Here is a 21,420-nt window from a genome sequence, read left to right as displayed (position 1 = left end):
TCGCTGCCCCCCGAGGGGGAGCAGGCCTCCCTTGGGGCGGCCCGGCGGGAGGCCTGATGTCACTGCTTCAGATTTCAGAACCCGGCCAGGCGCCCGATCCGCACCAGCGCCGCATCGCCGTCGGCATCGACCTCGGCACCACGCATTCGCTCGTGGCCGCGGTTCGCAGCGGGGTGGCCGAGTGCCTGCCCGATGGGGAAGGCCGCGTGCTCCTGCCGTCGGCCGTCCGCTACCTCGACAAGGACCGCCGCCAGATCGGATTCGATGCCCTGGCGGCGCGCGCCGAAGATCCTGCGAACGTGATCACCTCGGTCAAGCGGCTGATGGGCCGCGGCGTGCAGGACATCGAGAACCGCGATGCCATGGCCTACCACCTCACGGACGAGGCCGGCATGGTCCACGTCGTGACCACCGCCGGCGAGAAGTCGCCCATCGAGGTCAGCGCCGAGATCCTCGCGACGCTGCGCTACCGGGCCGAGGACACCTTCGTCGATGACCTGTATGGTGCGGTGATCACCGTCCCTGCGTACTTCGACGAAGGCCAGCGCCAGGCGACCAAGGACGCCGCGCAGCTCGCCGGCCTCCATGTGCTGCGCCTCATCAGCGAGCCGACGGCGGCCGCCATTGCCTACGGGCTCGACAACGCGAGCGAAGGCGTCTACGCGGTCTACGACCTGGGCGGCGGCACCTTCGACATCTCGATCCTGCGGCTGACGCAGGGGGTGTTCGAGGTGATCGCGACCGGCGGCGACTCGGCCCTGGGCGGCGACGACTACGACCTCGCGCTGGCCGAATTCGTCCTCGCGCAAGCGGGGTACAAGGCCAGCAGCGATGCCGACAAGGCCGCACTGCTGGTGGCGGCCCGGTCGACGAAGGAAGCGCTTTCCACGGCCGAGGCGGCCACGTTCTCGGCCAGCCTCCAGGCCGGCGAAGTCAAGCTCGAAGTGCGGCGCGAGCAGTTCGAAGCCGCCACCGAAAAGCTCACCGCACGCACGATCGCATCGGTCCGCAAGGCGCTGCGCGACGCGCGGCTGCAGCCGGCAGAGCTCAAGGGCATCGTGCTCGTCGGCGGCGCTACGCGCATGCCGCAGATCCGCAACGCGGTCGGCAAGTTCTTCGGCCGCGATCCGCTGACCAACCTGAACCCCGACGAAGTGGTGGCCCTCGGTGCCGCGATCCAGGCCAACCAGCTGGCCGGCAACGGCGGCGCCGATGACCTGCTGCTGCTCGACGTGATTCCGCTTTCGCTCGGCATCGAGACCATGGGCGGGCTGGTCGAACGCATCGTGCCGCGCAACCAGACCATCCCGACCGCGATGGCGCAGGACTTCACGACCTACGTGGACGGCCAGACGGCGCTGGCGCTGCATGTCGTGCAGGGCGAGCGCGACCTCGTGGCCGACTGCCGCAGCCTCGCGCGCTTCGAATTGCGCGGCATTCCGCCGATGGCCGCCGGTGCGGCGCGCATCCGCGTCACCTTCACCGTCGATGCCGACGGGCTGCTGAGCGTCAGCGCGAAGGAGCAGGGCAGCGGCGTGGAGGCGAGCGTCAAGGTCAAGCCGTCCTACGGGCTCACCGACGAGCAGATCGCCACCATGCTGCAGGAGAGCTTCTCCACCGCGCAGCAGGACATGCAGGCGCGTGCCCTGGTCGAAGCCCGCGTGGATGCCGACCGCATGCTGCTGGCCACGCAGAGCGCCCTGGATGCAGACGGGGCTCTCCTGTCCGTCGAGGAGCGCGAAGCCATCGATGCGCGGATGGATGCGCTGCGCCGCGCGCAGTCGTCCGGCGACGCGGCGGTGATCGAGGCCGCCACCAAGGCGCTCGCGGACGGCACCGAAGCCTTCGCGGCGCAGCGCATGAATGCCGGCATCGCGCGCGCGCTCGCAGGTCGCCAGATCGAGTCCCTCTAGAAGAACGCGCCATGCCCACGATCAAGATCCTTCCCCACGCCGAGTACTGTCCCGAGGGCGCCGAAATCAGCGCGCCCGCGGGCACCTCGATCTGCGAGGCCCTGCTCGAGAACAACATCCATATCGAGCACGCCTGCGAGATGAGCTGCGCCTGCACCACCTGCCACGTGATCGTGCGCAAGGGCCTCGAATCGCTGAACGACGCGGAGGAAGAGGAAGAGGACCTGCTCGACCGCGCCTGGGGCCTGGAGCCGCAGTCGCGCCTGAGCTGCCAGGCGATCCTTGCACAATCGGACCTCACGGTTGAAATTCCGAAGTACTCCATCAATCACGCCAAAGAAAATCATTGATGACCCGGCAGATCGTCCTCGACACCGAAACCACCGGCCTTTCCGCCGAGAACGGCGACCGCATCATCGAACTGGGATGCGTCGAACTGTTCAATCGCAAGCTCACCGGCAACGACCTGCACATCTACTTCAATCCCGAGCGTGAAAGCCATGAAGACGCGCTCAAGGTGCACGGCCTGACCACCGACTTCCTGCGCGACAAGCCCAAGTTCGGCACGCTGGCGAACGACATCATCGAATACCTTCGCGACGCCGAGCTGATCATTCACAACGCGGCCTTCGACGTCGGCTTCCTGAACAAGGAACTCGAACTGGCGGGGCTGCCGCCGCTGCGCAGCTTCGTTTCGGAGGTGACCGACACGCTGGCGATGGCGAAGTCGGTGTACCCGGGCAAGCGCAATTCGCTGGATGCGCTTTGCGACCGCTTCGGTGTCGATCGCTCGAACCGGACCTTCCACGGCGCCAAGCTGGATGCACAGCTGCTCGCGGACGTCTACATCAATCTCACGCGCGGACAGGACGCGCTGCTGATCGACGTCGCGACCGACGAGCCGAAGCAGGGCACCGTCCTGGTCGTCGACCTGCGCACTTTCGAGCTGCCGGTGCTCGTTGCCGCGGAGCATGAACTGGCCGAGCACGAGGAAGTCCTGGTGCAGCTCGACAAAAGTAGCGGCGGCCGGACGCTATTTCGCAAAATCGGCGAAATGGCTGTGGCATAATCTAAGGCTTCGCAGCGCAAGGCATCGCCGGCGCTTCGGGCGGTTAGCTCAGGGGTAGAGCACAGCATTCACACTGCTGGGGTCGCAGGTTCGAAGCCTGCACCGCCCACCAATTCCCTCTCTTCGGTTTCTCCGCTTCCTGCGCCCGGGTTGGCGCCTGCGAAGCCGCGAAGGGAACGGCCTGTTGCATCGCGTCTTCACCTCCCGTAGAACGGTGTGGTTGAAGGAGAACGCCATGGCCACCAGTCCAGATCTTCCGCCTCCCATCACGCCCGACCCACCGGACGTTCCCGAGCTTCCCGTCGAGCCCGACGAAGGACCCGCGACGCCGCCCGGCGATCTCGCGCTGCCGAAGACCGCATCCGCCGGCAAGGCGGGGTGATCGGCGGCCCCGCGCCGCTATGCTCGCGGCATGGATGAATTCGATTGCGCCGTCATCGGCGCCGGCGTGGTCGGTCTGGCCGTGGCGCGGGCCCTCGCCTTGCAGGGGCGCGATGTCATCGTGCTGGAAGCCGAGGGCGCCATCGGCACCGGCACGAGCTCGCGCAACAGCGAGGTGATCCACGCCGGCATCTACTACCCAAAGGGCTCGTTGAAGGCCCGGCTGTGCGTGGAGGGCAAGAAGCTGCTCTACGACTATGCCCGCGAGCGCAGCGTGCCGCATCGCCGCTGCGGCAAGCTCATCGTCGCGACCTCCGAGACGCAAGTCGAACAGCTCACCGGGATCATGGCCAAGGCGGCCGCCAATGGCGTGGACGACATGGTCCTGCTCTCGGGCGAGGAGGCGCGCGCGATGGAGCCGCAACTGGCATGCACCGCCGCGCTGCTTTCGCCGAGCACCGGCATCGTCGACAGTCATGCGTTCATGCTGAGCCTGCAGGGCGACCTGGAGCATGCAGGAGGCGTCGTGGCGCTGAAGTCGGGCGTCGCGAGCGCCCGGTGCGAGGGCGGGGGCATCGTGCTCGTGACCGCAGACGGCACGCACCTGCGCTGCGCCAGCGTGGTGAACGCCGCGGGACTCGCGGCCCCCGCATTGGCGCGGCGCTTCGAAGGGCTTCCTTCCGAATCGCTGCCGCAGGCCTTTTACGCGAAGGGAAATTACTTCACCCTGGCCGGGCGCGCACCTTTCAGCCGGTTGATCTATCCGGTCCCCGAGGCGGCGGGCCTCGGCGTGCATCTCACGCTGGACCTGGGCGGCCAGGCCAAGTTCGGGCCGGACGTCCAATGGGTGGATCGCCCGGACGACCTCGTGGTCGATCCCGCTCGCGGCCAGGGCTTTTACGCGGAGGTCCGCAAGTACTGGCCCGGACTGCCCGACGGCGCGCTCCTGCCCGGCTATGCGGGCATGCGGCCCAAGATCTCCGGCCCGACGCAGGCGCCTGCCGACTTCATGATCGCCGGGCCGGCCGACCACGGCATTGCGGGCCTCGTCAACCTGTTCGGGATCGAATCACCGGGCCTGACGAGCAGCCTGGCCATCGCACGTCAAGTGGCCGGACTTCTGTCGTAGATGCGGAGAGGCATGTACCATGCGGCGGTGCGTCGCTTGTCGGCGTGAGTTGCCGGCGCGGTGCCGGCGCGTTGAGGAGGACCTTTTTCAATGACTGCAACCACCAATCTCGAAGAGGCGGCAAACGCTGTAGCGGAAGACATCGCAAGCGACGTGCGCGGTGTGCTCGCCAGCAAGGATCTCGACTCCGTCCCTCACATCAAGGCCCTTCGCCAGCGCATCGACAGCAAGCTGGCGATCGCCCGCGAGCTGGCTGCCGAAAAGAGCCGCATCGCCGCCAAGAAGGCGCGGGAGGCCGCCAGCTCGGCCAACGCCTACGCACACGACGAGCCCTGGCAGATCGCCGGCGCTGCGCTGGCAGTGGGCGTCCTGGTGGGCCTGCTGCTTGGCCGCCGCTGAGTTGATCCGCCTCCGCGCCGCCGGGAAGCGGACCCGGCCCCGCTTCTGGCGGGGGGCTCGCGGGGCCGGCGCATGAGGCTGTCGTCGCTGTTCGGGATCAAGTCCCAGCTGCGGCGCCTGCGCATCCTGATCGGTGAGGGCGCCCTGGCGGCCGAAGACCGGGCCGAACTGCTGCGCTTTGCCTGGGAAGACGAGAAGAAGCGCCTGCGATGGATGCTCGGACTCGTCATTGCGGTGGCCGGACTCACCACGATCGCGATCGCGCTGCTCTCGGTGGCGATCGTCGTCCACTTCTGGGACACGCCGCAGCGCGCGGTCGCCGCCTGGCTGGTGGCGGCGGTCTGGGTGGCGCTCTGGCTGGCCTCGGTGGTGGCTCTGCTGTCGATGACGGGCAAGTCGTCGGCGGCGTTCGAGCCGGTCCTTCGCGAGTTCGAGCGCGACCGCGCATGGCTGCGTGAAAGCCTTGGAAAGGCCAAGCCGGGCGCGGCACCGCGCGAGCCCCGACCGCACACACGCGAGGAATTGCAGGCGCGCATCGAAAAGCAGCGCGTGCGCATTGCCACGCTCGAAGCCGCTTCGTCGCGACAGGGAGAAGCGCCGGTGCCGAACGAAAGCTCCAGCGCGGTGGCGATGCGCATCGCGCGCGAGCACCCGGTCGCGGCCGGCGTGGCTGTCGCGGCGGTGGTCGCCGTCCTCGGGCCGCGCCGCATCGTGCGCTGGGCCAGCGTGATCGTCCCGGTGCTCTGGCGGATGCGCTGATCTGGTCGGCCGCTCAGGCGCCGCCGCGGCGCAGCGCCTGGGCCACCTGCCGGACCAGCCCCGGCCCGCGATAGATCAATCCGGTGTAGATCTGCACCACGTCCGCACCGGCGTCGATCTTCGACTTCGCATCGGCCGCGCTCAGCACGCCGCCGACACCGATGATCGGGAACTTGCTTCCCAAGGCGGCCCGCAGCTGCGCGATGACGCGATTGCTGGCTTCCCTGACCGGTGCGCCCGACAGGCCGCCGGCCTCTTCGGCATGCGGCAAGCCCGCCACGGCCTCGCGCGACAGCGTGGTGTTGGTGGCGATGACGCCGTCCATCCCGTGCCGCAGCAGCGTCGCCGCGATCACCTTGACCTGGGCTTCGTCGAGATCGGGCGCGATCTTCACGAAGAGAGGCACCCGCCGGCCTTGCCGCGCGGCGAGCGCCTCGCGCTTGTCGGCCACGGCGCCGAGCAGTGCATCGAGGGCTTCGTCGCTCTGCAGCGAACGCAGGTTCGCGGTGTTGGGGCTCGAAATGTTGATCGTCACGTAGTCGGCATGCGGATACACGCCGTCCAGGCCGATCAGGTAGTCGTCCACCGCGCGTTCGATCGGCGTGGCGGCGTTCTTGCCGATGTTGAGGCCGAGCAGCATCGGCAGCTTCGAGGCATCGCGGCGGAAACGCGCGCGTTGCACGTTCGCGATGAAGGCCTCGAGGCCTTCGTTGTTGAACCCCAGGCGGTTGATGAGCGCCTGCTGCTGCGGCAGCCGGAACATGCGCGGCTTGGGATTGCCGGGCTGTGCCTTGGGCGTGACGGTCCCGACTTCGACGAAGCCGAAGCCCATCGCGGCGAAGGCATCGATGCAGCGCGCGTTCTTGTCGAGGCCGGCCGCGAGACCGACCCGGTTGGGAAAGGTCAGCCCCGCGAGCGTGATCCGATCCTCCACGCGCGGCGCGGCGTAGACGCAGGCGAGCGGCGTGTTCTGCGTGCGCGCGAGCGCATCGAGGGTGATTTCGTGGGCGTGCTCGGGGTCGACACCGAACAGGAAGGGACGTGCAAGTCCATAAAGCGACGAGGGCAACGGCAGGGGCATCGGATAATTCTCGACTTCAATCAGCCAAGGATTCTCCCCGATGACTTCTCCCGCTCCTGCACCGGCCCCGACCCAGGACGAACTCAAGGCGCAAGTTGGCCGTGCCGCACTGGATTTCGTCGTCAAGGGCGAGATCGTCGGCGTCGGCACCGGCTCGACCGTGAACAAGTTCATCGACGCGCTCGCCACCATCAAGTCGCAGATCCGGGGGGCAGTTTCCAGCTCGGTGGCATCGACCGAGCGGCTTCGGGCGCTGGGCATCCCGGTCTTCGACAGCAATGAGGTCGAGGAGCTCGCGGTCTACATCGACGGCGCCGACGAGATCGACGGCCGCGGCTACATGATCAAGGGCGGCGGCGCGGCGCTGACGCGGGAGAAGATCGTGGCCGCCCAGTCCCGGCGCTTCGTATGCATCGCGGATGCGTCCAAGCTCGTCAATACGCTGGGGGCGTTTCCGCTGCCGGTGGAGGTGATCCCGATGGCGACGCAGCGGGTGATGCGCCAGTTCGCCCGCCTCGGTGGGCAGGCCCAGGTGCGGCAGAAGGACGGGGCGCCGCTGGTGACGGACAACGGCCAGCACATCGTCGACGTGACCGGCCTGCGGATCACCGATCCGCTCGGCTTCGAGACCGAGGTGAACCAGTGGCCCGGCGTCGTCACGGTGGGGGTCTTCGCCCGCCAGCGGGCCAGCGTGTGCCTGCTGGGCACCTCGTCCGGCGTGCGGACGATGCGCTTCGGCTGAAGTCCTCCTAGAACTTGATGCCGGCGGGATTGCTCGGCGACGGCCCGCTCGACGGGGCCGCGGGTGCCGGGGTGGCGGCAGGCGCGGACGCTTCAGCGGCAGGCTTGGCGGCGGGCGCCAGGGCCACCAGCGGCTGGGCCGGCGGATTCTGATAGCTCGCCGGCAACTGCGAACTCTTCGGATAGCCCGCGGCGTCGAGGTACTGCGACCACTCGCTGTCCGAGAAGCCCTTGAGCTGCTGCGAGCCGATGGTCAGCAGCGGCACGCCGATCTGGCCGCTCAGGCGTTGCAGGGCGGCGATGTCCTCGTTGCTCTTGACCGTGCGTTCGCTGAATGGCACGCCGCGCGTCGTCAGGAGCGAACGCGCCGCACCGCACGGGCCGCACTCTTCGCCGGTATAGAGCGTGACCGGATAGCGCTGGGCCACCTGCCGCAATTCGTAGGGAAGCCCCGCGGCCGAACCGACCGTGTTGCCGGCTCGCGGCGTGGCGGGTTGCGAAGAGGCCGTCGGCGGCTGGTCGGAGAAGCTGACCCGGCCGTCCTTGTCGACCTGGCGATAGACCGCTTGCGCGAAGGACGAGGTGGCGACCAGCAGCAAGGCGAGGCCGGCGATGGCAGAGTGGTGTTTCATCGAGATTTCCCGGAGTCGGATGACGCCGAGTATCTCCGAAGCCTCAGGCCGGCTGCGTCTCGGTCATCCCCTGATGGCGCAACAGTGCATCGATCTGCGGTTCGCGGCCGCGGAAGGCCTTGAACGACTCCATCGCGGTGCGGCTGCCGCCCGCCTCGAGGATCGCTTGCCGGTACTTGCGACCCGTCTCGATGCTCGGCTCGCCGTGGGCGCCGGCGGTTTCCTCGAAGGCCGCGTAGGCGTCGGCGCTCAGCACCTCGGCCCACTTGTAGCTGTAGTAGCCGGCCGCGTAGCCGCCCGAGAAGATGTGGCTGAAGGTGTGGGGCGTGCGGCTGAAGGCCGGCGACGGCATGACCGCGACTTCCTCGCGCACCTTGCCGAGCAGGGCCAGCACGTCGCCCGGCTTGGCCGTCGTGGCGTCGTAGATGGTGTGCAGCAGCATGTCGAACAGCGAGAACTCGATCTGCCGCAAGGTCTGCAGGCCGCTCTGGAAGTTCTTGGCCGCCGTCATCTTGTCGAACAGTGCGCGTGGCAGGGGCTCGCCGGTGTCGACGTGCGAGGTCATGTGCGCGAGGACATCCCACTCCCAGCAGAAGTTCTCCATGAACTGGCTGGGCAGCTCGACTGCGTCCCACTCCACGCCGCTGATGCCCGAGACATCGCGCTCGTTGATCTGCGTCAGCATGTGGTGCAGGCCATGGCCGAACTCGTGGAAGAGCGTGGTCACGTCGTCGTGCGTGAGCAGCGGCGGCTTGCCGTCGACGCCCTCGGCGAAGTTGCAGACCAGCTGCGCGACCGGCGTCTGCAGCACGCCGTTGTCGGGGCGCAGCCAGCGCGCGCGCACGTCGTCCATCCAGGCGCCGCCACGCTTGGCCGGCCGGGCCGACGGATCGAGATAGAACTGCCCGACCTTCTGTCCGTTGCGTTCGATGCGGTAGAACTGGACGCCCGGATGCCAGACCGGCGCCTCGTCGCGGCGGATCGACACCTCGAACAGCGTCTCGACGATCTTGAACAGCCCCGCCATGACCTTCGGCGCGGTGAAGTACTGCTTGACCTCCTGGTCGCTGAAGGCATAGCGCGCTTCCTTGAGCTTCTCGCCGATGTAGCTCCAGTCCCAGGGCTGCGGATCGGCGATGCCGAGCTGCTCGCCCGCGAAGACACGCAGGTCGGCCAGATCGCGTTCGCCGTAGGGCTTGGCCTTGGTCGCCAGATCGCGCAGGAACTTGATCACCTGGTCGGCCGATTCGGCCATCTTCGGCACGATCGAGAGCTCGCCGAAATTCGGGTAGCCGAGAAGCTTGGCTTCTTCCTGGCGCAGTTCGAGGATCTCGCGGATCAGCTCGGTGTTGTCGAAGGCCGGATCGCCGAGCTCGCTCGCGCGCGTGACGTAGGCGCGGTAGAGCCGCTCGCGCAGTGCGCTGCTCCTGGCGAATTGCATCACCGGCAGGTAGGAGGGCATCTTCAGCGTCAGCTTGTAGCCTTCCTTGCCTTCGGCCTCGGCGGCCGCTCGGGCGGCGCTGATCACGTCTTCGGGCAGGCCCTCGAGCTCGCCGATCGATGCGTACCAGGCAAAAGCGTCGGTGGCATCGAGCGCGTGTTCGCTGAATTTCTGGCTCAGCTCGGCCTGGCGCTCCTGGATCTCGGCGAAGCGAACCTTGGCGGCACCCTGCAGCTCGGCACCGCCCAGCACGAAGTTGCGGATCGCGTTGTGATGCGCCTGGCGCTGTTCCGCGTTGAGCGTCGCGGGGTCGATCGCCTTGTACTTGGCGTAGAGGCGCTCGTCGGAGCCGAGCCGCGTCCAGAAGGCGGTCACGCGCGGCATCGCCTCGTTGTAGGCGGCGCGCAGCTCGGGCGTATCGGCGACCGCATTGAGGTGGCCCACCGCGCCCCACGCGCGGCTGAAGCGCTCGGATGCGACGTCGAGCACCCGCGAGATCGCCAGCCAGTCCGCCGGGAACTCCGGCGCGGTCACGCTCTGCAGCGCCGCTTCGGCGTCGGCCAGCAAGGCGTCGACCGCCGGCGCGACGTGCGCTGGCCTGATCCGGTCGAAGAGCGGGAGATCGGTGAAGTCGAGGAGGGGGTTGTCAGTGGTGGCCATGGTTTTACTTTGCGGCGCGTTCGGCGGCTTCAAGGGTGTTGGCGAGCAGCATGGCGCGGGTCATGGGCCCGACACCGCCGGGCACCGGCGTGATCCAGCTCGCGACTTCCTTGACGCCGTCGAAATCCACGTCGCCCGCCAGCTTGCCGTCTTCCTTGCGGTTCATGCCGACGTCGATGATGACCGCACCGGGCTTGACCATGTCCGCCGTCAGGATGTTGCGCTTGCCGACGGCGGCGACCACCACGTCGGCCTGGCGCGTGATCGCGCCGAGGTCCTTCGTCGCGCTGTGGCAGATGGTGACCGTGGCGTTCTTGGCCAGCAGCATCATCGCCATCGGCTTGCCCACGATGTTGCTGCGGCCGATGACGACCGCGTGCTTGCCGCGCAGGTCGTAGCCGATCGATTCGAGCATCTTCATGCAGCCGTGCGGCGTGCACGGCCAGAAGCCCGGCTGGCCGACCATCAGGGCGCCGGCGCTGGCGACGTGGAAGCCGTCCACGTCCTTGGTCGGCGAGATCGCCTCGATGACACGGTGGCTGTCCATGTGCCGCGGCAGCGGCAGCTGGACCAGGATGCCGTGCACCTTGGGATCCTCGTTGAGCGCGTGGATGCGCGCGAGCAGCTCGGCCTCGGTCATCGTGGCCGGATAGCGCTCGAGATTGGCGGCAAGGCCCGTTTCGCTGCTGTCGTTGACCTTGTGCTTCACGTAGACCTGGCTCGCCGGATCGTCTCCGACCAGCACGATCGCGAGCGTGGGTTCGACGCCGCTCGCCTTGAGCGCCGCGATGCGGCCGGAGACGTCGGCGCGGATTTTTCGGGACAGCGCATTGCCGTCGATCAGTTGGGCTGTCATCGTTTTCCTGTCTTCCAAGTAAAAACGCCCGCTTGCGCAGGCGTGGGGTGCGAGAGAGTGGCCGGCCGGGCTGCTTGCTAGGCCTTGGCGGGAGCCGCCTGGCCGAGGGCGATCTTCAGCAGGTCGGCCACGGTGTTCGCGTTGAGCTTTTCCATGATGTTGGCGCGGTGCGCCTCGACCGTCTTGATGCTGATGCCGAGGTCGTCGGCGATCTGCTTGTTGAGCCGGCCCGCCACGATGCGTTCCAGCACCTGCGCTTCGCGGCCGGTGAGCTTGGACAACAGGGCGTCGCGGCTGGCGGACTGCTGGTGCTGGGCAAAGGCGCCGCGGGCGTGTTCGAGCATCCGCTCGACCAGGGCCACGAGGGCCTCGTCGTTGAAGGGCTTCTGGATGAAGTCCATCGCGCCCTTCTTCATGCTGTCGACCGCCATCGGCACGTCGCCGTGACCGGTGATGACCACGATCGGCAGCGGCGAGCGGCGTTCGATCAGGCGGTCTTGCAGCTCGATGCCCGACATGCCGCCCATGCGGATGTCGACGATCAGGCAGGCGACTTCGCGCGGGTCGTAGCGGGAGAGGAACGATTCGGCCGAATCGAAGCAGCGGACCCGGTAGTCCTTGCCCTCGAGCAACCATTGCAACGAATCACGAACCGCCTCGTCGTCATCAACGACATACACCGTGCCCTTCTTGGGAATCAAACTCATGCAGGTACCTTCGCCTCGTTGCTTGCTATTGAATCGATAGCGTCAAACACCGGTATCCAGAAGGAAAAACGGCATCCGACCACATCCGGACCATTGTAGATGTTCTCCGCCTGCATCCGCCCCCGGTGGGATTCCACGATGGTGCGGCAAAGGTTCAGGCCGATGCCCATGCCTTCGGCCTTGGTGGAGAAGAAAGCCTCGTACAGCCGGTCCATGACTTCGGGCGAGAGGCCCATGCCGGTGTCCTGCACCGAGAACTCGACCGCGTTGTGGCCGTCGATGATCTTCGGCAGCACCCGCAGCTCGACGCTGCGGCGTGCCAGCGGCCGGTTCGCGAGGTCGATGGATTCGGCGGCGTTCTTCAGCAGGTTGACCATCACCTGCTCGATCAGGATCGGATCGACGCGCAGCACCGGCAGGCGGGCAGCCACGTAATGGTTCAGGCGCACGTTGCGGCGCCGCAACTCGATGCCCGCCAGTTCGACCGCTTCGCTGACCATCGTCGCGACCTCGGCCGGCGTGCGGTTGGGCTCGCTGCGCTTCACGAAGGAGCGGATGCGCTGGATGATCTGGCCCGCGCGCTGGGCCTGCTTCGAGGTCTTGTCGAGCGCCGCGAGCAGGGCGTCGGAATCGATCTGGTTGCCCTTGATCCGCGACATCATCCCGTTGCAGTAGTTGGTGATGGCGGTCAGGGGCTGGTTGAGTTCGTGCGCCACGCTGGAGGCCATTTCGCCCATCGTGATCAGGCGGCTGGCGGCATGCGCCCGGTCGGCCTGCGCGGCAGCCAGGTCCTCGGCGTCGCGCCGCGGCGTGATGTCGGTCGCGATCACGAGCTGGGCGAGCCGGCCGTCGACCCAGGTCAGGTAGCGCGAACGCACTTCGAGCCACTTGCCGAGTTCAGGCACGAAGATCTCGTTGTTCGCCGGCTGGGCCGCAGTGAGCTGGTCGATCGGGAGCCCGGCGAAGGGGTCCACGTCGTCGAGCTCCTCATCGCGCGCATGCGAAGTCGGAACCCCGGCCTGCGCCACCATGTTCAGGTGGCCGACGGTGTTGGAGCCGAACCAGAGGCGGTACAGCTTGTTCGCGAACACCAGCTCCTCGCTGCCGAGCGGCGCCACCGACACCGAGGCGTCGAGCGCTTCCAGCACGGTGGTGAAGCGCTCGTAGGAAGCCGACAACTGCTCGCGGATGCGCGTCGGCTCCGTGATGTCGGTCATCGAGGTCATCCACCCGGTCTGGTGGCCGCGTGCATCGATCAGCGGCGAGACGTACAGCCGCGCGTTGAAGACGCTGCCGTTCTTGCGCTTCACGCGGACCTGGAAGCCGCCAGGGAGCGCGCGGCCGTGCAGTTCTTCCTCGAGGCGCTCGTTCATCACCTCGCGGTCGGATTCCAGCCAGTAGGGGAAGGGCGGCGTCTGGCCGACGAGCTCGTTCTCGCTCCAGCCGGTCATCGCGCAGAAGGCCGCGTTCACGTAGGTGATGCGGCCTTCGAGATCGAGCACGCGCATGCCGGTGAGCATGGAGTTCTCCATGGCGCGGCGGAAGTTGGTTTCGGCCACCAGCGCCTGTTGCGCCTGCAGGCGGCGCCGGGTGTGGCGCCAGGTGCCGATCAGCATCCAGCTCGTCAGCACGCTGAGCGCGCCGACCAGCCAGAAGAGCCCGTTGCCCACCACGCCCTGGGAGGTTCGATAGGCCTGCGCGCGCAGCACCAGCGCATTGCCGACCGGCGACACGGGCACTTCGTATTCGTTGGTCCGCGCCCTCCACGGCAACAGGCGGTTGCCGGCGCCCCTGGGTTTCGCGACGGTATTGCCGGCGATCAGGCCGCCCTTGCCGTCGAGCAGCGACACCGCGTAGCGTGCCGAGACTTCGGCCGGCATGCCGTAGCGCAGCAGGCCGTCGATGGAGAACTCGCCGAGCAGCATGCCCGCGAACAGCCCCTGATCGAACAGCGGGATGTGAAGCTGCAGCATCGGCGCCGGATCACCCCCCGCCAGCGGTTGCGAGAACACCGGCTGCCGCAGCTCGCGCGCCAGGGCGTAGTTGCTTTCGGTGTCGCCGGGGCGCAGCACTTCGCCGACCGCGCGTTGCTGTGCGGGATGCACGCTGGGCGCCGCATAGCTGGCCTTGACGCGGCGGCGGTCATCGAGCCAGGTGACGGCCTGGAGTTCGGGGAACTGGCTGACCAGCGACTCGGCGCGGCTGGTGAATTCGGCGGTGTCGATCTCGCGGTTGGAGGCGTCGCGCGCCAGGCGCATGAGCTGCTCCTGGCGCTCGAGCAGCCGCAGGCGCACGCGCTGCTGCGCGTACTCGACGTCGCGTCTGACGGATTCCTGGACGCGCTCCATTTCCTCCGCGCGCAGATACCAGAAAGCCGAGATGATGGCCGCGAGAAAGAGCAGCACGGCGGCAAGCGGCGCGAGCATCGCCACCGCGTCCTGCAGCATCGGCGTCTGCCGGCGCCACCAGCGGCGCCACCATGAAAGCGGCGACGCGTGCACCGCGCTGCGCGCGACCGCGATCGGGGAGGTTAAGGGCATCGGTCGAGTTTAGGTGATCACCTTTCGGGCCGGGTGTCAACCAGCGCATTGAAAGGGCGAGGCAGGGGGCAAAGTCGCCAGAAAAGAACCAGCAGTTTCATTGGTGAATTTCATAATAAGAAATCGCTACGCACTATTTGAAATCTTGGGATTTCTATGAGAAACTCCCGCGGGCTGCCAAATCCGGCACTAAATTACTGCCACAACCCCCCTCACAAAGGAGACAAGCATGTCGGCGAATCCTCAGAACCTCTTCGGTTCGGCCGCTAACGATCAAGACGCGCAGGAAACCCGCGAATGGATGGATGCCCTCTCGGCAGTCATCGAAAGCGAGGGGCCGGAACGGGCGCATTTCCTGCTCGAGCAACTGCTCGAACATGCCCGCCAGAACAGCATCGACAAACCGTTCTCGGCCAACACGGCCTACGTGAACACCATCGAAGCCGACCAGGAAGAGCGCGTCCCGGGCAACATCGAAATCGAAGAGCGCCTGCGTTCCTACATGCGCTGGAACGCGATGGCGATGGTCGTGAAGGCCAACCGCCACCACCCGCCCGAAGGCGGCGACCTCGGCGGCCACATCGGCTCCTTCGCCTCGCTGGCGACCATGTTCGGCGCCGGCTTCAACCACTTCTGGCACGCCGAGAGCGAGAACCACGGCGGCGACTGCCTCTACATCCAGGGCCACGTATCTCCCGGCATCTACGCCCGCGCCTACCTCGAAGGCCGCCTGACCGAAGAGCAACTGCTCAACTTCCGCCAGGAAGTCGACGGCAAGGGCCTGTCGAGCTACCCGCACCCCAAGCTGATGCCGGAGTTCTGGCAGTTCCCGACCGTCTCGATGGGCCTGGGCCCGCTGATGGCGATCTACCAGGCGCGCTTCCTCAAGTACCTGCATGCGCGCGGCATCGCCAACACCGAGAACCGCAAGGTCTGGGTCTTCTGCGGCGACGGCGAGATGGACGAGGTCGAGTCGCTCGGCGCCATCAGCCTTGCGGCGCGCGAGAACCTCGACAACCTCGTCTTCGTCATCAACTGCAACCTGCAGCGCCTGGACGGCCCGGTGCGCGGCAACGGCAAGATCATCCAGGAGCTCGAAGGCGAATTCCGCGGCTCGGGCTGGAACGTCATCAAGCTGCTTTGGGGCAGCAACTGGGATCCGCTGCTGGCGCGCGACAAGGAAGGCGCGCTGCGCAAGATCATGATGGAGACCAACGACGGCGACTACCAGTCGTTCAAGGCCAATGACGGCGCCTACGTGCGCAAGCACTTCTTCGGCCGCGATCCGCGCACGCTCGAGATGGTCGCCAAGATGAGCGACGACGAGATCTGGGCGCTGCGCCGCGGCGGCCACGATCCGCAGAAGGTCTACGCGGCCTTCCATTCGGCCGTGAACCACAAGGGCCAGCCCACGGTGCTGCTGATCAAGACCGTCAAGGGCTTCGGCATGGGCAAGATCGGCGAGGGCAAGAACACGGTCCACCAGACCAAGAAGCTCGGCGACGAGGACATCAAGGCCTTCCGCGACCGCTTCAACATCCCGATCCCGGACAGCCAGATCGCCGACCTGCCGTTCTACAAGCCGGCCGACGACACGCCGGAAATGAAGTACCTGCACGAGCGCCGCAAGGCCCTGGGCGGCTATCTGCCGCATCGCCGCACCAAGGCCGACGAGAGCTTCACCGTGCCCTCGCTCGAAACCTTCAAGGCCGTGCTCGAGCCGACCGCCGAAGGCCGCGAGATCTCGACCACGCAGGCCTACGTGCGCTTCCTCACGCAACTGCTGCGCGACCAGGCGCTCGGTCCGCGCGTGGTGCCGATCCTCGTCGACGAGGCGCGCACCTTCGGCATGGAAGGCCTGTTCCGCCAGGTCGGCATCTACAACCCCGCGGGCCAGCAGTACACCCCGGTCGACAAGGACCAGGTCATGTACTACAAGGAAGACAAGGCCGGCCAGATCCTGCAGGAAGGCATCAACGAAGCCGGCGGCATGTCGAGCTGGATCGCGGCGGCCACGTCGTACAGCACGAACAACCGGATCATGGTGCCGTTCTACGTGTACTACTCGATGTTCGGCTTCCAGCGCATCGGCGACCTCGCCTGGGCGGCGGGCGACATGCAGGCGCGCGGCTTCCTGCTCGGCGGCACCTCGGGCCGCACCACGCTGAACGGCGAAGGCCTGCAGCACGAGGACGGCCACAGCCACATCCTCGCCAACACGATCCCGAACTGCGTGAGCTACGACCCGACCTTCGCGCATGAAGTCGGCGTGATCCTGCACCACGGCCTCAAGCGCATGGTCGAGCGGCAGGACAACGTCTACTACTACCTCACGCTGCTCAACGAGAACTACGCGATGCCCGGCCTGCAGCCCGGCACCGAGGAGCAGATCATCAAGGGCATGTACCTGTGCAAGCAGGCGCCGGCACTCAAGGCCAAGTCGCCCAGCGTGCAACTGCTCGGCAGCGGCACCATCCTGCGCGAAAGCATCTTTGCGCAGGAACTGCTCGAGAAGGACTGGGGCGTGAGCGCCGCGGTCTGGAGCTGCCCGAGCTTCAACGAGCTGACCCGCGACGGCCAGGAAGCGGAGCGCTGGAACCTGCTGCATCCGACCGAGACGCCGCGCGTGCCCTTCGTCGCGCAGCAGCTGTCGGCCAGCACCGGCCCGGTGGTGGCTTCGACCGACTACATGAAGGCCTACGCCGAGCAGATCCGCCCCTTCGTCCCGAAGGGCCGCAACTACAAGGTGCTCGGCACCGACGGCTTCGGCCGCAGCGACTTCCGCGCCAAGCTGCGCGAGCACTTCGAGATCAACCGGCACTTCATCGTGCTGGCCGCGCTCAAGGCCCTGGCCGAGGACGGCACCATCCCGGCACAGAAGGTGGCCGACGCGATCAAGAAGTACGGCATCAACGCCGACAAGATCAACCCGCTCTACGCATAAAACACCAACCAACAACCTACTGCGCCCTAGGGCGGGAGACACGATATGGCTACAGTGGAAGTCAAGGTGCCGGACATCGGCGATTTCGAGGAAGTCGCGGTCATTGAAGTGCTGGTGAAGGTCGGCGACACGGTCAAGGCCGAGCAGTCGCTGATCACGGTCGAGTCGGACAAGGCCTCGATGGAGATTCCGTCGAGCCAGGCCGGCGTGGTGAAGGAACTCAAGGTCGAGGTCGGCAGCAAGGTGAGCGAAGGCTCGGTCGTGCTGCTGCTCGAGGCCGAAGGCGCGGCTGCCGCGGCACCGGCACCCGCCGCCGCGGCGCCCGCCACTGCGGCGCCGGCCCCCGCGCCTGCTCCGGCGGCGGCGCCCGCGCCCGCCGCTCACGCAGGTCCGATCGAAGTGAAGGTGCCCGACATCGGCGACTTCAAGGACGTCGCGGTGATCGAGGTGCTGGTCAAGCCCGGCGACACCATCAAGGAAGAGCAGTCGCTCATCACCGTCGAGTCGGACAAGGCCTCGATGGAGATTCCGTCGTCGGCTGCCGGCGTGCTCAAGGAACTCAAGGTCAAGGTCGGCGACAAGGTCAACATCGGCGACCTGATCGCGGTGATCGAAGGCGCAGGCGGCGCTGCGGCCGCGCCGGCTCCGGCCCAGGCTGCCGCGGCGCCCGCGCCGGCGACCGCCTCGGTGCCGGCACCTGCACCGGCCGCAGCGCCTGCGGCATCCGCCGTCGCGCCGGCTCCGCATGACCCGACCGTCGCGCCCAGCGGCAAGCTGCCGCATGCATCGCCGTCGGTGCGCAAGTTCGCGCGCGAACTCGGCGTGCCGCTCGACGAGGTGAAGGGCAGCGGGCTCAAGGGCCGCATCACGCAGGAAGACGTCCAGAACTTCACCCGGGCGGTGATGACCGGCGCCGCGACCACCAAGGCCGCGGCCGCCAAGGCGCCGGCCGGTGGCGGCGGCGAGGCGCTCGGCCTGATCCCGTGGCCCAAGGTCGACTTCACGAAGTTCGGCAGCGTCGAGCGCAAGGACCTGTCGCGCATCAAGAAGCTCAGCGGCGCGAACCTGCACCGCAACTGGGTGATGATCCCGCACGTCACCAACAACGACGAAGCGGACATCACCGAGCTCGAAGCCTTCCGCGTCTCCACCAACAAGGAGAACGAGAAGTCGGGCGTCAAGGTGACGATGCTGGCCTTCGTGATCAAGGCTGTGGTCGCGGCGCTCAAGAAGTTCCCCGAGTTCAACACCAGCCTGGACGGCGACCAGCTCGTCTACAAGCAGTACTACCACGTCGGCTTCGCGGCCGATACGCCCAACGGGCTGGTGGTGCCGGTGCTCAAGGACGCCGACAAGAAGGGCATCATCCAGATCAGCCAGGAGATGGGCGAGCTTGCCAAGAAGGCGCGCGACGGCAAGCTCGGCTCGGCCGACATGCAGGGCGGCTGCATGTCGATCAGCTCGCTCGGCGGCATCGGCGGCACGCACTTCACGCCGATCATCAACGCGCCCGAAGTGGCGATCCTCGGCCTGTCCAAGAGCGCGATGAAGCCGGTCTGGGACGGCAAGCAGTTCGTGCCGCGCCTGACGCTGCCGCTGTCGCTGTCGTACGACCACCGCGTCATCGACGGTGCCGCGGCCGCCCGGTTCAACGCGTACCTGGGTCAGGTCCTCGCAGACTACCGCCGCATCCTGCTATGACGACGGTCGTGGCCGTCCGCAAAGGCGGTCAGGTCGTGATGGCTGCCGATTCGCTGGTGACGTTCGGCGACACGCGCTTGTCGTTCAACGCCGAGGCGAACCGGAAGCTCTTCATGGTCAACGACGCGGCCGGCCAGAGCATCTTCGCGATGGCCGGTGCCGCGGCGCACTACCTCGTGCTGCAGCACGCGCTGGCGGGGCAGCCGGTGGAGGCGCTGCGCTTCGGCAGCAAGGACGAGATCTTCCAGACCTTCACGCGGCTGCATCCGGTGCTGAAGGACTCGTTCTTCCTGCAGGCCAAGGAAGACGAGCACGAGCCCTACGAGTCGAGCCAGTTCACCATGCTGCTGGCCAACGCGAGCGGGATCTACGGCATCTACAGCTATCGCGAAGTCTTCGAGTTCAAGCAGTTCTGGAGCATCGGCTCCGGCCGCAGCTTCGCACTCGGCGCGATGCATGCCGCGTACGACAAGGCGCGCTCGGCGCGCGACGTGGCCGAGGCCGGTGTGGCCGCGGCCTGTGAATTCGATCGAAATTCGGCCGGACCGGTCGACTCTCTCACACTCAAACTGAAGGTGTCCAAATGAGCGAAGTACAAGTCAAAGTGCCGGACATCGGCGATTTCAAGGATGTCGCCGTCATCGAGGTGCTCGTGAAGGCGGGCGACACGGTCAAGGTCGAGCAGTCCCTCATCACGGTGGAGTCGGACAAGGCGTCGATGGAGATTCCCTCTTCGCATGCGGGCGTGGTCAAGTCGGTCGCCGTGAAGGTGGGCGACAAGGTGAGCGAAGGCTCGGTGGTGCTGATGCTGGATGCGGCCGAAGGTGCTGCGTCCGCGCCGGCACCGGCGCCTGCACCGGCGCCCGCTGCCGCGGCACCCGCTGCGACGCGCGCGCCTGCCCCCATCGCTGCGCCGGCGGCGGCATCGACCTATGGCGGCGCGGTCGATCTTGAATGCGACGTGCTGGTGCTCGGCGCCGGCCCCGGCGGCTACTCGGCCGCCTTCCGCGCGGCCGACCTGGGGCTCAAGGTGGTGCTGGTCGAGCGCTACGCGACGCTGGGCGGCGTGTGCCTCAACGTGGGCTGCATTCCGTCGAAGGCGCTGCTGCATGTGGCGTCGGTCATCGACGAGGTCCGGCACTTCGCCGACTACGGCGTCGCCTATGGCGAGCCCAAGGTCGACCGCGACAAGCTGCGCGCCCGCAAGAACCAGGTGGTGGGCAAGCTCACCGGCGGCCTGGCGATGATGGCCAAGATGCGCAAGGTCACGACCGTGCGCGGCATCGGCGAATTCATCGATCCGTACCACCTCAAGGTGCAGGAAACCGCGGGCGAGGCCAAGGACCCGACCGGCAAGTCGCAGGTCGTGAAGTTTCGCAACTGCATCATCGCGGCCGGCTCGCAGGCGGTGCAGCTGCCGTTCATGCCGAAGGACGATCCGCGCGTCGTCGATTCCACCGGCGCGCTGGAACTCGGCATTGAACCCAAGCGCATGCTGGTGCTGGGCGGCGGCATCATCGGCCTCGAGATGGGCTCGGTGTACTCGACGCTGGGCGCGCGCCTCGATGTCGTCGAAATGCTCGACGGCCTGATGCTGGGCGCGGACCGCGACCTCGTCAAGGTGTGGCAGAAGATGAACGCGCCGCGCTTCGACAACATCATGCTGAAGACCAAGACTGTCGGCGCCGAAGCGACCAAGGACGGCATCCGCGTGAGCTTCGAGGGCGAGCAGGCGCCGAAGGAGCCGCAGGTGTACGACCTCGTGCTGCAGTCCGTCGGCCGCAGTCCCAACGGCAAGAAGATCGGTGCCGAGAAGGCCGGCGTCGCGGTGAGCGAGCGCGGCTTCATCCCGGTCGACGTGCAGATGCGCACCAACGTGCCGCACATCTTCGCGATCGGCGACATCGTCGGCCAGCCGATGCTGGCGCACAAGGCGGTGCACGAGGCGCACGTGGCTGCCGAAGTGATCGCGGGCGAGCAAAAGGGCGACCATGAACTCGCGAGCGCGGCCTTCAATGCGCGCGTGATCCCGAGCGTGGCCTTCACCGATCCGGAAGTGGCCTGGGTCGGCCTCACCGAGGATCAGGCCAAGGCCGAGGGCGTGAAGGTGGAGAAGGGCCTGTTCCCGTGGACGGCTTCCGGCCGCGCGATCGCGAACGGCCGCGACGAGGGCTATACCAAGCTGCTGTTCGACGCCGAGACGCACCGCATCGTCGGCGGCGGCATCGTCGGCACCCATGCGGGCGACATGATCGGCGAGATCGCGCTGGCGATCGAGATGGGCGCGGATGCGGTCGACATCGGCAAGACCATCCATCCGCACCCGACGCTGGGCGAAAGCATCGGCATGGCGGCGGAGATCGCGCACGGCACGTGTACCGACGTGCCTCCGGTGAAGAAGCGCTGACCCGCAGCCTTGCCCAACAAAAAACCCGCCGGCGGCGGGTTTTTCTTTTGGCGTGGCGCG

General features: G+C 67.2%; 18 protein-coding genes and 1 tRNA gene. 13 read left to right on the top strand and 6 right to left on the bottom strand.

Annotated features, from left to right (window positions below):
- Positions 1 to 56: 56 nt before the first annotated feature.
- The 8 genes from hscA to VAR608DRAFT_RS30825 all read left to right on the top strand — a co-directional run bounded on the left by hscA (position 57) and on the right by VAR608DRAFT_RS30825 (position 5,650).
- Positions 57 to 1,913, top strand: coding sequence for a Fe-S protein assembly chaperone HscA (gene hscA / locus VAR608DRAFT_RS30860; protein ID WP_088957537.1), 1,857 nt, complete (start codon positions 57 to 59; stop codon positions 1,911 to 1,913).
- Positions 1,914 to 1,924: 11 nt separating this feature from the next.
- Entirely contained in the window at positions 1,925 to 2,263 is a 339-nt protein-coding gene (gene fdx / locus VAR608DRAFT_RS30855) for an ISC system 2Fe-2S type ferredoxin (protein WP_088957536.1), read from the top strand.
- Entirely contained in the window at positions 2,263 to 2,982 is a 720-nt protein-coding gene (dnaQ, locus tag VAR608DRAFT_RS30850) for a DNA polymerase III subunit epsilon (RefSeq protein ID WP_088957535.1), read from the top strand. The genes fdx and dnaQ overlap by 1 nt, the downstream gene beginning before the upstream one ends.
- A 37-nt stretch (positions 2,983 to 3,019) precedes the next feature.
- Positions 3,020 to 3,094 (top strand) — tRNA-Val (locus tag VAR608DRAFT_RS30845).
- 123 nt (positions 3,095 to 3,217) lie between these two features.
- Positions 3,218 to 3,364, top strand: a complete 147-nt coding sequence (locus tag VAR608DRAFT_RS30840) for a stereocilin (protein WP_088957534.1) — start codon at positions 3,218 to 3,220, stop codon at positions 3,362 to 3,364.
- 30 nt (positions 3,365 to 3,394) lie between these two features.
- A complete protein-coding gene (locus tag VAR608DRAFT_RS30835) occupies positions 3,395 to 4,492 on the top strand; it encodes an NAD(P)/FAD-dependent oxidoreductase (RefSeq protein WP_088957533.1) in 1,098 nt (365 codons plus the stop codon).
- Positions 4,493 to 4,582: 90 nt separating this feature from the next.
- Positions 4,583 to 4,891, top strand: a complete 309-nt coding sequence (locus VAR608DRAFT_RS30830; RefSeq protein WP_088957532.1) for a glycine zipper domain-containing protein — start codon at positions 4,583 to 4,585, stop codon at positions 4,889 to 4,891.
- A gap of 72 nt (positions 4,892 to 4,963) precedes the next feature.
- Positions 4,964 to 5,650 (top strand): phage holin family protein, encoded by a 687-nt coding sequence (locus tag VAR608DRAFT_RS30825; RefSeq protein ID WP_088957531.1) that lies wholly within the window; start codon positions 4,964 to 4,966, stop codon positions 5,648 to 5,650.
- A 13-nt stretch (positions 5,651 to 5,663) separates the two neighbouring features.
- Here VAR608DRAFT_RS30825 and VAR608DRAFT_RS30820 read toward each other — a convergent pair whose 3' ends face one another.
- Positions 5,664 to 6,731: a quinone-dependent dihydroorotate dehydrogenase gene (locus VAR608DRAFT_RS30820; protein WP_088957530.1), complete on the bottom strand. Its 1,068-nt coding sequence runs from the start codon at positions 6,729 to 6,731 to the stop codon at positions 5,664 to 5,666.
- 40 nt (positions 6,732 to 6,771) lie between these two features.
- Between VAR608DRAFT_RS30820 and rpiA the strand changes: the two genes are divergently transcribed.
- Positions 6,772 to 7,473: a ribose-5-phosphate isomerase RpiA gene (gene rpiA / locus VAR608DRAFT_RS30815; protein ID WP_088957529.1), complete on the top strand. Its 702-nt coding sequence runs from the start codon at positions 6,772 to 6,774 to the stop codon at positions 7,471 to 7,473.
- 7 nt (positions 7,474 to 7,480) lie between these two features.
- Here the strand turns inward: rpiA and VAR608DRAFT_RS30810 are convergent, their stop codons facing one another.
- The 5 genes from VAR608DRAFT_RS30810 to VAR608DRAFT_RS30790 form a co-directional block, all read right to left on the bottom strand.
- Positions 7,481 to 8,104 carry a glutaredoxin family protein gene (locus VAR608DRAFT_RS30810; protein WP_088957528.1) on the bottom strand — a complete coding sequence of 208 codons (624 nt, stop codon included), beginning with the start codon at positions 8,102 to 8,104 and terminating at the stop codon, positions 7,481 to 7,483.
- A 43-nt stretch (positions 8,105 to 8,147) separates the two neighbouring features.
- A complete protein-coding gene (locus tag VAR608DRAFT_RS30805) occupies positions 8,148 to 10,205 on the bottom strand; it encodes a M3 family metallopeptidase (protein ID WP_088957527.1) in 2,058 nt (685 codons plus the stop codon).
- 4 nt (positions 10,206 to 10,209) lie between these two features.
- On the bottom strand, positions 10,210 to 11,061 hold the full coding sequence (folD, locus tag VAR608DRAFT_RS30800; protein WP_088957526.1) for a bifunctional methylenetetrahydrofolate dehydrogenase/methenyltetrahydrofolate cyclohydrolase FolD: 852 nt from the start codon (positions 11,059 to 11,061) through the stop codon (positions 10,210 to 10,212).
- A 77-nt stretch (positions 11,062 to 11,138) separates the two neighbouring features.
- Complete coding sequence (locus VAR608DRAFT_RS30795) at positions 11,139 to 11,768, bottom strand: response regulator transcription factor (protein ID WP_028253580.1); 630 nt, start codon at positions 11,766 to 11,768, stop codon at positions 11,139 to 11,141.
- Positions 11,765 to 14,308: a PAS domain-containing sensor histidine kinase gene (locus VAR608DRAFT_RS30790; RefSeq protein ID WP_088957525.1), complete on the bottom strand. Its 2,544-nt coding sequence runs from the start codon at positions 14,306 to 14,308 to the stop codon at positions 11,765 to 11,767. Before VAR608DRAFT_RS30790 ends, VAR608DRAFT_RS30795 begins: the two co-directional genes overlap by 4 nt.
- Before the next feature lie 229 nt (positions 14,309 to 14,537).
- Between VAR608DRAFT_RS30790 and aceE the strand changes: the two genes are divergently transcribed.
- Genes aceE through lpdA form a run of 4 tightly spaced genes read left to right on the top strand, consistent with a single transcriptional unit; the run spans position 14,538 to position 21,360 of the window.
- On the top strand, positions 14,538 to 17,252 hold the full coding sequence (gene aceE / locus VAR608DRAFT_RS30785; protein WP_088957524.1) for a pyruvate dehydrogenase (acetyl-transferring), homodimeric type: 2,715 nt from the start codon (positions 14,538 to 14,540) through the stop codon (positions 17,250 to 17,252).
- A gap of 45 nt (positions 17,253 to 17,297) precedes the next feature.
- Complete coding sequence (aceF, locus tag VAR608DRAFT_RS30780; protein WP_088957523.1) at positions 17,298 to 18,953, top strand: dihydrolipoyllysine-residue acetyltransferase; 1,656 nt, start codon at positions 17,298 to 17,300, stop codon at positions 18,951 to 18,953.
- Positions 18,950 to 19,540 carry an MFS transporter gene (locus tag VAR608DRAFT_RS30775; RefSeq protein ID WP_088957522.1) on the top strand — a complete coding sequence of 197 codons (591 nt, stop codon included), beginning with the start codon at positions 18,950 to 18,952 and terminating at the stop codon, positions 19,538 to 19,540. Before aceF ends, VAR608DRAFT_RS30775 begins: the two co-directional genes overlap by 4 nt.
- Complete coding sequence (gene lpdA / locus VAR608DRAFT_RS30770) at positions 19,537 to 21,360, top strand: dihydrolipoyl dehydrogenase (RefSeq protein ID WP_088957521.1); 1,824 nt, start codon at positions 19,537 to 19,539, stop codon at positions 21,358 to 21,360. The genes VAR608DRAFT_RS30775 and lpdA overlap by 4 nt, the downstream gene beginning before the upstream one ends.
- The last annotated feature ends 60 nt before the right edge of the window (positions 21,361 to 21,420 follow it).

The organism is Variovorax sp. HW608, assembly GCF_900090195.1.
In the GTDB taxonomy this organism is placed as follows: domain Bacteria; phylum Pseudomonadota; class Gammaproteobacteria; order Burkholderiales; family Burkholderiaceae_C; genus Variovorax.
This window is presented reverse-complemented; position numbering and strand designations above follow the sequence as displayed.

Excerpts from the sequence above, each read along its gene's own strand:
- hscA (WP_088957537.1), top strand. The coding sequence starts at position 57 with ATGTCACTGCTTCAGATTTCAGAACCCGGCCAGGCGCCCGATCCGCAC.
- fdx (WP_088957536.1), top strand. The coding sequence starts at position 1,925 with ATGCCCACGATCAAGATCCTTCCCCACGCCGAGTACTGTCCCGAGGGC.
- dnaQ (WP_088957535.1), top strand. The coding sequence starts at position 2,263 with ATGACCCGGCAGATCGTCCTCGACACCGAAACCACCGGCCTTTCCGCC.
- VAR608DRAFT_RS30840 (WP_088957534.1), top strand. The coding sequence starts at position 3,218 with ATGGCCACCAGTCCAGATCTTCCGCCTCCCATCACGCCCGACCCACCG.
- VAR608DRAFT_RS30835 (WP_088957533.1), top strand. The coding sequence starts at position 3,395 with ATGGATGAATTCGATTGCGCCGTCATCGGCGCCGGCGTGGTCGGTCTG.
- VAR608DRAFT_RS30830 (WP_088957532.1), top strand. The coding sequence starts at position 4,583 with ATGACTGCAACCACCAATCTCGAAGAGGCGGCAAACGCTGTAGCGGAA.
- VAR608DRAFT_RS30825 (WP_088957531.1), top strand. The coding sequence starts at position 4,964 with ATGAGGCTGTCGTCGCTGTTCGGGATCAAGTCCCAGCTGCGGCGCCTG.
- VAR608DRAFT_RS30820 (WP_088957530.1), bottom strand. The coding sequence starts at position 6,731 with ATGCCCCTGCCGTTGCCCTCGTCGCTTTATGGACTTGCACGTCCCTTC.
- rpiA (WP_088957529.1), top strand. The coding sequence starts at position 6,772 with ATGACTTCTCCCGCTCCTGCACCGGCCCCGACCCAGGACGAACTCAAG.
- VAR608DRAFT_RS30810 (WP_088957528.1), bottom strand. The coding sequence starts at position 8,104 with ATGAAACACCACTCTGCCATCGCCGGCCTCGCCTTGCTGCTGGTCGCC.
- VAR608DRAFT_RS30805 (WP_088957527.1), bottom strand. The coding sequence starts at position 10,205 with ATGGCCACCACTGACAACCCCCTCCTCGACTTCACCGATCTCCCGCTC.
- folD (WP_088957526.1), bottom strand. The coding sequence starts at position 11,061 with ATGACAGCCCAACTGATCGACGGCAATGCGCTGTCCCGAAAAATCCGC.
- VAR608DRAFT_RS30795 (WP_028253580.1), bottom strand. The coding sequence starts at position 11,768 with ATGAGTTTGATTCCCAAGAAGGGCACGGTGTATGTCGTTGATGACGAC.
- VAR608DRAFT_RS30790 (WP_088957525.1), bottom strand. The coding sequence starts at position 14,308 with ATGCCCTTAACCTCCCCGATCGCGGTCGCGCGCAGCGCGGTGCACGCG.
- aceE (WP_088957524.1), top strand. The coding sequence starts at position 14,538 with ATGTCGGCGAATCCTCAGAACCTCTTCGGTTCGGCCGCTAACGATCAA.
- aceF (WP_088957523.1), top strand. The coding sequence starts at position 17,298 with ATGGCTACAGTGGAAGTCAAGGTGCCGGACATCGGCGATTTCGAGGAA.
- VAR608DRAFT_RS30775 (WP_088957522.1), top strand. The coding sequence starts at position 18,950 with ATGACGACGGTCGTGGCCGTCCGCAAAGGCGGTCAGGTCGTGATGGCT.
- lpdA (WP_088957521.1), top strand. The coding sequence starts at position 19,537 with ATGAGCGAAGTACAAGTCAAAGTGCCGGACATCGGCGATTTCAAGGAT.